The organism is Taylorella equigenitalis ATCC 35865 (genome assembly GCF_000276685.1).
In the GTDB taxonomy this organism is placed as follows: Bacteria; Pseudomonadota; Gammaproteobacteria; order Burkholderiales; family Burkholderiaceae_B; genus Taylorella; species Taylorella equigenitalis.
On the sequence record NC_018108.1, the window covers coordinates 698,210 to 710,783 of the forward strand.

Genomic DNA, 12,574 nt, shown 5'->3' on the forward strand with positions numbered 1-12,574 from the left:
TTTTCCTCTTATTTAAAACAATCTTATATGAGCATATATGTTAGAGTTTTTTCGCAAACATTCTAAATGGGTCCTATTCATAATAATAATTCTTATAGTTCCATCGTTTGTTTTCTTTGGAACGTCTAAATATTCAGGTATGAGTATTAGCGAAAAACCCCTAGTTAAGGTTAATAAAGAAAAAATTACTGAGAGACAGTTTAATAAATCTTGGACTGAGAGGCTAAATTCTTTACGTGACCAATTGGGTAATAATTTCAAAGTATCTGAAATTGATACGCCTGCAAATCGTAATCTTTGGTTAAATAAAATCGTAGATGACATTTTAATTACTCAAACTGCCAATAAAAATAAATTTTTCGGTTCTGATTCTATGGTCAGAAGTGCAATTGCTTTGGATCCTAAATTTGCGGTTGATGGAAAATTCTCAATGGAGAATTACAATGCATTTCTTACTAGTGCTAATATAACTTCTCAAGAGTATGAAAATTATCTAAGAGCAAACACTGGTATTAATTTGGTGGTTGAACCATTAATTAATAGCACCCTAGTGCCTCTTACAACTTTGGAGGAATTAAAAAAACACGTTACTAAAACTAGAGAAGTTCAAACAAAGATTTTTGCTAATGAAGATTTTATAAACGCAGTTTCTGTTGATGAGAAAGAGTTAGAGGATTGGTATAAGAAAAATTCAGAAGAAAAATATCGTGTCCCTGAGTATGTAAATGTTGAATATTTCTTACTAAATCAGAAAGCTGCTGTTGATCTTGTACCTCAGCCAAATGAAGATGCACTCAAAAGTTACTATGAAAATAATAAAAATAGATTCTCCACAGAAGAGAGAAGATTTGTAAGGCATATTCAGCTTGATTCAGAAGAGAGGGCTAAAGCCATCTATGAGGAACTAAAGACAACTCCAAACAAATTTGAGGAGTTTGTTTTATCCGACTCTCTTGATGCAGGTACAAAAAATAATAAAGGTGAATTAGGTTTTCTTAAAAAATCGGATATTCCTGGTATCGAAAATACTGTTTTTGCATTGGATAAGCCTGGCATAACAGGTCCTGTTAAATTAGGAAATTCATTTCATATATTCGATGTAGTTCAAATCGAAAAAGCGAAAGTTAAATCCTTCGAGGAACTTAAAGATACATTAGTTAATGAAGTAAAACTTCAAATAGCTTCTGATAAGTTTGCAGAACTTTCTACAAATCTTACTAATTTAGTGCATGACAGAAGTGATGATCTAAAAACTATCGCTGAAGACTTGCAGTTACAAGTTAGTCAAGTATTTGGTCTTTCTAAAAGCGGTTTAATTTCAGATGTTCCAAATCAAATGGTCCTTAGCGATGAATTAAAGAAAATTTTTAACTCTCCAAGAGTTATAGATACAGCTTATAGTTCTGAAGTTTATAACCAAGGACAAAACTCTGGTGTCATTGAAATTTCACCTTCAGAATTTTTAGTATTCAAAATTTTAGATAAGGTTGAATCAAAAGTACCAGAGTTAAAAGCGGTTAAAGCTAAAGTTACACGAGATTATCAGCTTGAAAAAGGGGCAGAACTAGCTAAAAAAGCAGGTGATGAGTTTATAAATATTTATAAAAATAATCCCTCAGAAGCACCTAAAGCATCAGATGGAAGTTCATTGCTAAGAGATCCTATTGAAACAAGTATATTTGCTAGCAATCTTCCAGAAAATTTGATGAGAGATGTTATGGCTATTCCTAACGATAAACTACCTACCTATGTAGCTGGAGAAGTACCAGATGGATATGCTGTAGTGAGGGTTATTAAGGATGCAATACCAGATGAACGTATGGTCAGGGTGTTTGAGCAACAATTTCCAATAATTGTTAAAAATGGTGTTTCCGCTCAAGTTGGTGATTCATATAAAGCTTCACTTAGAAAAACTAACAAAGTAATTTTTACTGATGTTGCACAAAAGACTATAGAAGCACCAACTAAATAAAAAAGTCTAGACTTTTTAATAACTTACTTATAAAATATACGTTTTTTAAAATAAAAAATATTAAGGATTAAGGGTTTTTGAAAGGTGCTACCATTAGTGCCTCCCGTATCTATGAAGGTAAAATTATGCCAAAAATGAAAACTAAAAAAAGCGCATCCAAGCGCTTTATTGTTCGCGGTAGCGGCTCAATTAAGCGTGGTCAGGCTTTTAAGCGCCACATCCTTACTAAAAAAACTACTAAAAATAAACGTCATCTTCGTGGAGCAACTCAGGTTCATGAGTCTGATGTTGCATCAGTTCGCGCTATGATGCCTTTCGCTTAATAGGAGATATATATGCCACGCGTAAAACGCGGTGTTACCGCACGTGCTCGTCACAAAAAAATAATTAAATTAGCAAAAGGTTTTCGTGGTCGTCGCGGAAACGTGTTCCGTGTAGCTAAGCAAGCTGTTATGCGTGCAGGTCAGTACGCATATCGTGACCGTAGAAACAAAAAGCGCTCATTCCGCTCTTTATGGATTGCCCGTATTAACGCAGCAGTTCGTGAGCAGGGCATGACATACAGTGCCTTCATAGCAGGTCTTAAAAAAGCAGCTATTTCCTTAGACAGAAAAGTTTTAGCTGATATGGCAGTAAACGATAAACCAGGCTTTGCTGTAATTGTGAAGCAAGCAAAAGTAGCCCTAGGTGCTTAACCTAAGCTTTCCCTTTGCTTTTCTTACACGGGGCTCTTTTTTGGGCTCCGTTTGTTTTTAAAACTACTTGATTTCCCTCATGCCTATAGATTTAGATGAATTAGTTAGAAAGGCTTCAATTGATTTTAAAGAAGCTAAAACGCCTGCATCACTAGAAGATAAAAAAGCTATATATCTCGGTAAAAATGGGTCAATCACTCTTCTTATGAAGAGTTTAGCTTCATTGCCACCAGAACAGAAAAAGACAGAGGGTGCTCGATTTTCAAAAGCTAAAAATGAAATAGAGACACTTCTAAGGGCTAGAAGAGATGAATTTTCTGAGATGGCATTGCAGGAAAAACTTTCAGCTGAAAAAATAGACATTACATTGCCAGGCAGGGGTAGGGGCTTAGGTGGAATTCATCCAGTTATAAAAACTTGGAAGAGGGTGGAAGACATATTTAAATCCATAGGATTTGATATTGCAGATGGTCCAGAGATTGAGGATGATTGGACTAATTTCACTTCACTTAATAATCCAGAGAACCATCCTGCTCGCTCCATGCAGGACACTTTTTATATTGATAAAAAGGATGCAAAAGGGCTTCCATATCTTCTTAGAACTCATACTAGTCCAATGCAAGTACGTTATGCACGTGCTCATAAACCTCCAATTAAAGTTATTGCTCCTGGTAGGACGTATAGAGTTGATTCGGATGCTACTCATTCCCCGATGTTTCATCAAGTAGAGGGTCTTTGGATTGCACAAGATATATCATTTGCACATCTTAAGGGTGTGTACACAAATTTTCTGCAAGAATTTTTTGAGACTAAGGATCTTACTGTTAGATTTAGACCATCCTTTTTTCCATTTACGGAACCGTCAGCAGAAGTTGATATGATGTTCACTTCGGGACCTAATAAGGGCAGGTGGTTAGAGATTAGTGGGTCAGGTCAGGTGCATCCTACAGTAATTAAAAATTTTGGTTTAGATCCAGAAAAATATATAGGGTTTGCCTTTGGATCTGGACTTGAAAGATTAACCATGCTTAGATATGGTGTTGATGACCTTAGATTGTTCTATGAGGGCGACTTAAGGTTTCTTAAACAATTTCACTCTTAGGATACAGATATGCTAGTTTTAGATTCATGGCTGCGAGAATTTGTAAATCCCCCAGTCTCAACTGAGGAATTGGCAGAATCCTTGACTATGGCTGGGCTTGAAGTTGAAAGCATTCAGAAAGTAGCTCCTGAATTTAGTGGAGTTGTTATAGCTGAAATTGTAAGTATTGTCCAGCATCCAAATGCCGATAAGCTAAGAATATGTCAGGTGGACTACGGAAAAGGTGAAACCATACAAATTGTTTGTGGTGCTCCTAATGCTAAAGAGGGTATAAAGGTGCCTTTGGCTACTATTGGTGCTGTATTGCCTGGTGATTTCAAAATTTCTAAAAGCAAACTTAGAGGTGAAGAGTCATTTGGTATGCTTTGCTCCGCTAAAGAGTTGGGTATAAGTGCTGATGCTAGCGGATTATTGGTATTGGACGAGAATCTAAGGACTGGTACTGATATTCGTGAAGCCCTGAATTTGGATGATGTAGTTTACGAAATTAAACTCACGCCTAATAGGGCTGATTGTCTTTCTGTATATGGAGTAGCTAGAGAGGTTTCAGCACTTTTTAAATTACCTTTAGAGCAAAATTCTACTTCAGAGAGTATTGCCACAAATACAAATATCAAAGTACCTAAAGTTAATATTAAATCTTCAGATTTATGCGGTAGATTTACTGCAAGAGTAATTACAGGGGTTGATGCAAAGTGTAGTACTCCTAAATGGATGGTTGATAGACTTGAAAGGTCTGGTCAGAGAAGCGTATCAGTTCTGGTTGACATTTCAAATTACGTCATGCTAGAACTTGGTAGGCCTACGCATATATTTGATTTGGATAAGATTCATGGAGATTTGACCGTATCTTGGGGTGCAGAGGGGCAGAAACTTAAACTGTTAAATGAAACTGATGTTGAATTGAGTTCTGATCTTGGTGTTATTTATTCGGATGCGGGTCCAGAGTGTCTTGCTGGTATTATGGGTGGGCATCAAACTGCTGTTGATCTTAATACAAAAAATATTTTTATTGAGGCAGCGTTTTGGTATCCCGATGCTATTGCAGGAAGGGCTAGAAAATTAAAAATTCCTTCTGAAGCAAGTCATAGATTTGAAAGGGGCGTAGACTATCAATCAAATATTGAGCATATTAACTACATAACAAAATTAATAATCGATATTTGTGGTGGCGAAGCTAGTGAAATTGATGATCAAAAAGTAAATCTACCAGCCCAAAAAACTGTTGATATGAGATTGAGTCGTTGTCAGAAAGTGTTGGGAGTACCTGTAACTTCCACTCAAGTTGAAGAAGTATTCAAAGGCTTAGGATTTGAATTTGATATTTCAGATTCTGAAGCTGACACTACATTTAAAGTGGTTTCTCCGTCATACAGATTTGATATTGAAATTGAAGAAGATTTAATCGAGGAAGTGGCTCGTATCTATGGGTACGACAATATTCCTGCCCTGTCACCTAAATCTGAAGCTGTGATGCACTTTTTAAGTGAATCAAAATTTGACTCTCATCAAATCAGAGAACTTATGGTGACTGAGGGCTTTCAAGAGGTAGTTAACTATAGCTTTGTAGATGCTAAATGGGAGGAGGATTTTTTAAAGAATCCTAATCCTGTAAAACTATTAAATCCTATTGCCTCAAATCTATCTGTTATGAGATCTAGTCTTATCTTAAGTCTAGTGAATAATATTGTCTACAACTCTAAAAGAAAGCAATCTTCCATAAAGTTATTTGAGATAGCCCGCGTTTTTGCCCATGATGAGGTTGTTCAAGATTCAGAGTTTGAAGTTAAGGGTATTTCCCAGTGTTTGAAACTTGCAGGAGCAGTTTGGGGCTTAGCCTTACCAACTCAATGGGGTATAAAAACCAGACCAGTAGATTTTTTCGATCTTAAAAAAGTAGTGGAAAATATTGTGTCAGACTATGAGGAGTTGAAGTTTAAGTCCTATTCTTCTGACTATGCTCATGTTGCATTGCATCCTGGTAGAAGTGCCTCCATTTTTTATAAAGGTTTGGAAGTGGGCTTTATAGGTGAGTTACATCCTAAATTAACTCAAATATTTTCATTAAACAGTTCACCAATTGTTTTTGAAATTGATTTAGAAGCTGTTAAAGAAAGATCCTTACCAAAAACAAAATCCCTATCAAAACAACAAATCTCTGAGAGGGACTTAGCTATATGGATAGCAAGTAATTTAGAATACGCACAAGTGGCAGATCACCTAAGTGCATTAGTTAATTTAGATGATGAACTCTCAGTAATAAGGAATTTTTATTTATTTGATGTTTGGACTGATGAGCAAAATCCAGAAGAAAAAAGCATTGCCATCAAATTTATTTTTCAAGGAAATGAAAGCAGTTTAGAAGATGCTCAAGTAGAATCAGCTATGGATAAGATATTGAGCAATTTAACTTCTAAATTTAATGCACGTTTGCGCTGATTGAGGAAAAAATGAATAACACAAACTTTGATTTACAAGAAGCGGATTCTGCGGACTTTGAGGAATTAGCGGATTCTGCAGGATTAGATGATTCAAAAACTAAAACACTTACAAAAGCTGAACTTGCGGAGATGCTTTTTGAATCTGTAGGTTTAAATAAGCGCGAGGCTAAAGAAATTGTTGACCAGTTTTTTAACCAAATTAGAGATGCCTTAGCTAATGGCGAACATGTTAAGCTATCAGGATTTGGTAATTTTCAAGTAAGAGACAAAGCTGCTAGACCTGGCAGAAATCCTAAGACTGGGGAAGTTATACCTATCGAAGCACGTCGAGTAGTTACATTTCATGCTAGTCAAAAACTTAAAAATGCTGTAGGCGAAACCTAATTCGAATTAGTGTAAAATTGCTTTTAATAGACTTTAAATGGCGGTTTTTTTGCGCCTACACTTTTAACTGATGATACAAACAGAAATATTACCTACAGACTCATTGCCAGCCATACCAGCAAAGCGATATTTCGGTATAGGCGAAGTCTCTGAACTTTGTAATGTTAAACCACATGTTATAAGGTATTGGGAGAAGGAATTCACTCAGCTTAATCCAGTTAAGCGTAGGGGTAATCGTAGGTATTATCAGCATCACGAGGTATTGTTGATTCGTAGAATTCGTGAGCTTTTATATGATCAGGGATTTACGATAAGTGGAGCACGCAATCGTTTGGCAGAGGGTAGAGATAATTCACTTATGCCAGGATCAGATGCCGCAGTTAGATTTAGTGCTAAAGAAATTGCATCTTTAAAGTCCTCACTAAATCAGATTCTAAAAGATATTGATAAACTCCTTAAATAAGGTGCTCTTATGGAAAATCTAAAAAAACTAGTTAAACCTATAGCGGTGTTTGATGCTGGTATTGGTAGTTATGCATGGGCTAGGGCCATAAGAGAAAAATTTCCTAAACAGGATATTATTTATTTTGCGGATAGGGCTAATTTTCCCTATGCATGGAAAACTAAAGATGAGCTTAAAGCTTGTATTAAGGGGGCTATAGAGCGCTTAGCTGATATGGGTGCTTGTTTGGTTGTTGTGACTTCTAATGCTCCCTCTATTACAGTTGTCAGTGAAATTAAGGAAGAGTGCTCTGTACCAGTAGTGGGTTCAATACCTCCTATTGCCTCTGGTGTGGCTACGTCCAAAACTGGAGAGATTATCAATCTAGGCGTTAAGATTTTGTCATCTTTACCTGAATTTCGTTTTTTTGTCGAATCTATATCGGATGATGCGAAAGTTCATTTGGTTAATGCTGAAGATCTAGTAACTACAGTTGAAAGTGGTCAATTTATCACTGAACATGAAAAAACTGTAGAGCAAGTCAAAAAGTTTATGGATGATGTGCGTCAAAAATATCCAAATGCGGATGTGTGTACACTTTCATCTACACATCTAACTTGGATTGTGGATATATTCCAAAAGGCAGCACCTGATATGCAATTCATAAATCCAGTTGACCGCACACTTAAAAAAATCGAGCCCTATACATCGGAAGGCTCGGGTACTACATTAAGTTATGCGACTTCAAGCGAAGAGTATCCACTGATTGGTCTTCAGCTTATGTTTGACAAATTAGGTATACCTATTAAGTTAGTAGAAGTTCCTGCTATCTGATTCTGCTATCTAATCTTACTGTCTGAACTAACTATCTGATTCTGCTATCTGAAATCATCAGGTATATACAAAATACTTTTGTTTGCTTGAGTTAGCTCAGTAATACCGCAAAATCCCATAGTCACGCTTAACTCTTTTTGCATAATATCTAGGGATTTCAAAACGCCGTCATATCCATAGGCTCCTAGGCCATAAATATATGGTCGACCTACCATAACGCCATCAGCTCCCATGGCGTAAGCACGCAATATGTCCTGTCCTGAACGTATCCCACCATCAAGCCAAACCTCACAATTGCTAGAAATTTTATCTACAGCCTCTAATATGGGTAGCAATGCTTTAATACTAGATAGTGCACCATCCAATTGACGTCCACCATGATTTGATACAACAAAAGCATCAGCTCCAGAGTTACATGCTTCGATTGCATCATCTGGGTCCATAATTCCTTTAAGAATAATTTTTTTGCCCCATTGGCTAGCAATCCAATCTAAGTCTTTCCAGTTTAATGAAGCATCAAACTGCCTTGCGGTCCATTCGGATAGTGCAGTGACATTTTCCATACCCTTAACATGACCTACAAGATTGCCGTAGAATCTTCTTTTTGTATGAAGCATCCCCCAACACCAATCTGGCTTTAAAGCTAGGTTTAAAAGATTAGTAATTGTAGGTTTAGGTGGGACGGTCATACCGTTTTTAACTTCGTTATGCCTTTGACCAAGAACTTGTAGATCAAGTGTTACAACTAAAGCGGAGCAGGCTTCCTTAGCTCTTTGAATCAAATCAGCCATAAACCCTCGATCTTTCATCATGTACAACTGAAACCAAAAGGGTTTTTTAGTGTTCTGGGCTACATCCTCTATAGAAGCACAACTTACAGTCGATAAAGTAAAAGGAACTCCAAATTTTTCAGCAGCTTGTGCAGATAAAATTTCACCATCGGCCCTCTGCATGCCACAAATTCCAACAGGAGCTAGTGCAAGTGGCATCGCATACTCATCACCTAATAAAGTCGCCCTAGTGGAACGATTTTCAATATCTACAGCTACTTTTTGTCTAAATTTAATTTTGTTTAAATCGCTTTCATTTGCTCTATAGGTTGATTCAGTATAGGAGCCATGATCAGCATACTGAAAGAACATTTTAGGGACTTTAATTTTAGCTACTTTTCTTAAGTCAGAAATACTTGTTATTTTTTTTAAATAGTCCATTTCTTGAAGGTTTAATAATACTAGGTTATAAGGATATTATTGAATATACAATTTATGTTGTTGTAAAGTTTTAATTTAACTTTTAATTTTTATACTGAGAGAACTTAATGTCAAGATATTTCGAAGATAATTCCCTCTCTATTGGGAATACACCGCTTATTAAGCTAAATCGTATTCTTAAAGGTGCTCATGCTGAAGTTTTAGTAAAAATAGAAGGTCGTAATCCAGGATATTCTGTAAAAGATCGTATTGCATACGCAATGATAGATGCAGCGATAAAAGATGGATCATTAAAAAATGAATCTTCATATAAGGAAATTGTTGAACCTACTAGCGGTAATACTGGTATAGGGTTGGCATTTGTAGCAGCATCAAAAGGTATAAAAATTACATTAGTTATGCCTGATACTATGAGTATTGAACGCAGAAAACTTTTAGTTGCATACGGAGCTAATATTATTTTGACAGAAGGCTCAAAGGGTATGAGCGGAGCCATTGCCAAAGCAAAAGAAATTTATGAATCTGACCCAAGTCGATACATTATTCTTCAGCAATTTGAAAATCCTGCTAATCCTGCGATTCACGAAAAAACAACTGGACCTGAAATTTGGAATGCTACTGCTGGTGAAGTTGATATATTTGTAGCAGGTGTAGGTACAGGTGGCACAATAACGGGAGTTAGCCGTTATTTCAAAAAGCAAAAAGGCAAAGCCCTGGTTTCCATAGCGGTTGAACCTAGTGCAAGTCCAGTAATTACACAAACTCTAACTGGTCAGGAAGTTAAAGCTGGACCTCATAAAATTCAAGGTATTGGTCCAGGATTTGTACCTAAAAACTTAGACCTAGGCTTGATTGATAGCGTAGCACAAGTTACTAACGAAGAAGCGATTGAATATGCCCGTAGATTGGCTAAAGAAGAGGGTATATTAACTGGTATTTCTGGGGGTGCCGCTGCAGCAGCCGCTATCGCATTAGCCTTTGATAAATCAAACGCAGGTAAAACTATAGTGGCCATCCTACCTGATTCAGGAGAGCGCTACTTAAGTACAGTCTTATTTGAGGGTATGTTTGATGAACAAGGGATAGCAATTTCAAATAATTAATACCATCCCTTAAATGTAGCCTATGTGAGTAACATAGGCTTTTTAATTAGCTGGGGTTGAAGTGGCACTGGTTATGGGTGCTACGTTTGAACTATTGTTTACTTGATTTTGTGGCAATGTATTAGAATTTGCACAAGTGAAGGTCATAAAATACCCATCATCTTTTGAGCCACTTCCGACGGGGTTCAGTTTCTTAACATTAACAACTCGAAGTGGCGCACAAATCCTTTTTGCACTGACCATGCATCCCTCCCAATTAGGTTGTGAATTAGGTCCAGCTGAACACTTTAAGCCATAATTCTCTTTATTGCTTAAATCAATACCAGTTCCAACTTGACATGCTGTTAAAAATCCAGCCAAGGCAATAATATAAATTTTTCTCATTAAACACACCTTAATTACATTTTTTAACAGACTTATTATAAGTGACTTATTTGTCCACCCCCCTATAAATCCCCTAGATTTATGTTCACAATAGTAAAAAAGGTTTTTCAATGAATATAGATCAACTAAAAAACAAATTAACCCAAAATCAATACAAAGCTGCGACCAGTAATTCGCAAAATATATTGGTATTAGCAGGTGCTGGCACAGGAAAAACAAGCACCATAATAGGAAGAGTTTCTTATTTGGCAATGCATCTGGGTATACCGCCAGAGCAAATACTTATGCTTGCTTTCGGAAAGGATGCTGCTAAAGAAATGCAGGAGAGGCTTGAAAGTGTAGATGCTCTTAAAAGCGTTGAAGTTAGGACATTTCACAGTTTGGGGTTAAATATAGTCTCTAAAGTAGAAAAGAAAATGCCCAAACTTACTAGTTTAAGTGAAGATCAAAATTTAGAAAAATACATAGAGACTATATGTACTTCTGACAGTAATAAACTTTATGAATACTTCACATTTTATGAAAATGATCTAAGCGTAAGTAATTCAAATATAACAATTTGGCGCTCACTTAGAGATGATTTTTTTGATCATCCCATAGCCCTGATAACCGCAAATATACTCTTTATGCGGGGTATTGATTACATATCGAATTGTTTATATGAAAAGGACATATATCTAATTAAAAAATACCAACCCTACGAAGTTGCCTTCTACTTACCAAAATATAAATGCTATCTAGGAATTTACGACACTGCAGAGCAAATAAATATACACAATGATTTTGGGACTAAATATATAAATTTGAATTCCATATTCGAATCACTAGATGTGTTTGAATATTCAGAACTCTCTCAATACGCAGATAAATTTAATAGATTGTGTTCATCACATCACTGGGGAAAAGAAAAGATTTTTAACATAAATAGCAAGGGTCGAATAAAAGATTTATCAAAACTCCTTTTAGATGTGTTTTTATTTGTGAAATCAAACCCCGATGCAGACTTTACTAGATGGCAATATAAGAAAAAATTTCTAGGTCTTTGGGCAAAAGAAATACTACATAAATATAACGAAGACTTAACTTATGCCCAAGAAATTGATTACGATAGGATGATAGTCAAATCTACTCAATACGTAGCAGAGAAAAAGTTTACTCATAATTGGAAGTGCATTTTAGTAGATGAATTTCAAGATATATCCAAATCACGTTTTGAATTATTGCAAGAACTTGTGAAGCAAGAAACAGATATAGGCTTATTTTGCGTAGGAGATGACTGGCAAACTATATATCAATTTGCAGGTAGTGAACTTAAATATATTAGAAATTTAGATCAATATGTGCAAGACTTAGAGATAATTCCTTTAGATAGAACTTTCAGGTTTCACAATGCACTTGCAAGTATAAGTTCAAAATTTGTTCAAAAAAATCCCAACCAATATAAGAAATCAATTAAAAGTCTTAGAGAGTATGATAGGGTATGTGTAAGTTTATTAGAGTATGAAATTGACTTGTGGTATGTGCTTAACCTTATAAACAAAAATCTAAGCCAAACTAAAACATGTCTGATATTAAGTAGGTTTAATTATCAGTTACCATTGCCAACTAAAATTGATTATCTAAATTCAAGTTTTAATAATCTTGAGATTAAAGCATCGACCATTCATAAATCCAAGGGTAGGGAAGCTGATTTTGTGATTATTCTAAATGTTGAAAGTGGTGAGATGGGCTTGCCTTCAGAAAAGGAAAGTGAAATTGAGCTCTATGCATCAGAAGAAAATTTTCCGCATGCCCAAGAAAGAAGAGTATTTTATGTAGCCCTTACTAGGGCTCGAGAGCATGTATTTATTTACTATTCAAAGGAGAAGCTCTCTTTATTTATAGAAGAACTTCTTTTGGAAGAAAAGTATGTGAAACCTTGGAATGAATCTGAGGTTTCACAATTGCTTACTGACCGTACAGGTGATTAGGCGGGTAGATACCTCGGTCCTAGTAAATATCGTTAG

12 protein-coding genes are annotated in these 12,574 nt (G+C 35.9%); 10 read left to right on the forward strand and 2 right to left on the reverse strand.

Annotated features, from left to right (window positions below):
- Positions 1 to 37: 37 nt before the first annotated feature.
- The 8 genes from KUI_RS03265 (at position 38) to KUI_RS03300 (ending at position 7,870) form a co-directional block, all read left to right on the forward strand.
- A complete protein-coding gene (locus KUI_RS03265) occupies positions 38 to 1,972 on the forward strand; it encodes a SurA N-terminal domain-containing protein (RefSeq protein ID WP_013522416.1) in 1,935 nt (644 codons plus the stop codon).
- Between the two features lie 125 nt (positions 1,973 to 2,097).
- On the forward strand, positions 2,098 to 2,295 hold the full coding sequence (gene rpmI, locus KUI_RS03270; protein WP_014840298.1) for a 50S ribosomal protein L35: 198 nt from the start codon (positions 2,098 to 2,100) through the stop codon (positions 2,293 to 2,295).
- 12 nt (positions 2,296 to 2,307) lie between these two features.
- The gene (rplT, locus tag KUI_RS03275; RefSeq protein WP_013522418.1) at positions 2,308 to 2,667 is read left to right on the forward strand and encodes a 50S ribosomal protein L20; all 360 of its coding nucleotides are present in this window, start codon (positions 2,308 to 2,310) and stop codon (positions 2,665 to 2,667) included.
- Positions 2,668 to 2,746: 79 nt separating this feature from the next.
- Entirely contained in the window at positions 2,747 to 3,769 is a 1,023-nt protein-coding gene (pheS, locus tag KUI_RS03280; protein ID WP_013522419.1) for a phenylalanine--tRNA ligase subunit alpha, read from the forward strand.
- A 9-nt stretch (positions 3,770 to 3,778) separates the two neighbouring features.
- On the forward strand, positions 3,779 to 6,208 hold the full coding sequence (gene pheT, locus KUI_RS03285) for a phenylalanine--tRNA ligase subunit beta (protein ID WP_014840299.1): 2,430 nt from the start codon (positions 3,779 to 3,781) through the stop codon (positions 6,206 to 6,208).
- A gap of 11 nt (positions 6,209 to 6,219) precedes the next feature.
- Positions 6,220 to 6,594, forward strand: coding sequence for an integration host factor subunit alpha (locus KUI_RS03290; protein WP_013522421.1), 375 nt, complete (start codon positions 6,220 to 6,222; stop codon positions 6,592 to 6,594).
- 70 nt (positions 6,595 to 6,664) lie between these two features.
- Positions 6,665 to 7,057: a MerR family transcriptional regulator gene (locus KUI_RS03295; RefSeq protein ID WP_014840300.1), complete on the forward strand. Its 393-nt coding sequence runs from the start codon at positions 6,665 to 6,667 to the stop codon at positions 7,055 to 7,057.
- A 9-nt stretch (positions 7,058 to 7,066) separates the two neighbouring features.
- Positions 7,067 to 7,870 (forward strand): glutamate racemase, encoded by an 804-nt coding sequence (locus KUI_RS03300; protein ID WP_014840301.1) that lies wholly within the window; start codon positions 7,067 to 7,069, stop codon positions 7,868 to 7,870.
- Positions 7,871 to 7,914: 44 nt separating this feature from the next.
- Here KUI_RS03300 and KUI_RS03305 read toward each other — a convergent pair whose 3' ends face one another.
- On the reverse strand, positions 7,915 to 9,081 hold the full coding sequence (locus KUI_RS03305; protein ID WP_013522424.1) for an alpha-hydroxy acid oxidase: 1,167 nt from the start codon (positions 9,079 to 9,081) through the stop codon (positions 7,915 to 7,917).
- A gap of 107 nt (positions 9,082 to 9,188) precedes the next feature.
- On the opposite strand from KUI_RS03305, the gene cysK reads away from it, so the two are divergent.
- A complete protein-coding gene (cysK, locus tag KUI_RS03310) occupies positions 9,189 to 10,184 on the forward strand; it encodes a cysteine synthase A (protein ID WP_014840302.1) in 996 nt (331 codons plus the stop codon).
- Positions 10,185 to 10,226: 42 nt separating this feature from the next.
- On the opposite strand, the gene KUI_RS03315 is transcribed toward cysK, so the two are convergent.
- Positions 10,227 to 10,568 carry a hypothetical protein gene (locus KUI_RS03315; protein WP_013522426.1) on the reverse strand — a complete coding sequence of 114 codons (342 nt, stop codon included), beginning with the start codon at positions 10,566 to 10,568 and terminating at the stop codon, positions 10,227 to 10,229.
- A 110-nt stretch (positions 10,569 to 10,678) separates the two neighbouring features.
- Between KUI_RS03315 and KUI_RS03320 the strand changes: the two genes are divergently transcribed.
- Positions 10,679 to 12,538: a UvrD-helicase domain-containing protein gene (locus KUI_RS03320; protein ID WP_014840303.1), complete on the forward strand. Its 1,860-nt coding sequence runs from the start codon at positions 10,679 to 10,681 to the stop codon at positions 12,536 to 12,538.
- Positions 12,539 to 12,574 lie beyond the last annotated feature (36 nt).

What these genes read in the sequence shown, in the direction of transcription:
- KUI_RS03265 (WP_013522416.1), top strand. Translation starts at nt 38, where the DNA reads ATGTTAGAGTTTTTTCGCAAACATTCTAAATGGGTCCTATTCATAATA.
- KUI_RS03295 (WP_014840300.1), top strand. Translation starts at nt 6,665, where the DNA reads ATGATACAAACAGAAATATTACCTACAGACTCATTGCCAGCCATACCA.
- pheS (WP_013522419.1), top strand. Translation starts at nt 2,747, where the DNA reads ATGCCTATAGATTTAGATGAATTAGTTAGAAAGGCTTCAATTGATTTT.
- KUI_RS03320 (WP_014840303.1), top strand. Translation starts at nt 10,679, where the DNA reads ATGAATATAGATCAACTAAAAAACAAATTAACCCAAAATCAATACAAA.
- KUI_RS03300 (WP_014840301.1), top strand. Translation starts at nt 7,067, where the DNA reads ATGGAAAATCTAAAAAAACTAGTTAAACCTATAGCGGTGTTTGATGCT.
- cysK (WP_014840302.1), top strand. Translation starts at nt 9,189, where the DNA reads ATGTCAAGATATTTCGAAGATAATTCCCTCTCTATTGGGAATACACCG.
- pheT (WP_014840299.1), top strand. Translation starts at nt 3,779, where the DNA reads ATGCTAGTTTTAGATTCATGGCTGCGAGAATTTGTAAATCCCCCAGTC.
- KUI_RS03290 (WP_013522421.1), top strand. Translation starts at nt 6,220, where the DNA reads ATGAATAACACAAACTTTGATTTACAAGAAGCGGATTCTGCGGACTTT.
- rplT (WP_013522418.1), top strand. Translation starts at nt 2,308, where the DNA reads ATGCCACGCGTAAAACGCGGTGTTACCGCACGTGCTCGTCACAAAAAA.
- KUI_RS03315 (WP_013522426.1), bottom strand. Translation starts at nt 10,568, where the DNA reads ATGAGAAAAATTTATATTATTGCCTTGGCTGGATTTTTAACAGCATGT.
- rpmI (WP_014840298.1), top strand. Translation starts at nt 2,098, where the DNA reads ATGCCAAAAATGAAAACTAAAAAAAGCGCATCCAAGCGCTTTATTGTT.
- KUI_RS03305 (WP_013522424.1), bottom strand. Translation starts at nt 9,081, where the DNA reads ATGGACTATTTAAAAAAAATAACAAGTATTTCTGACTTAAGAAAAGTA.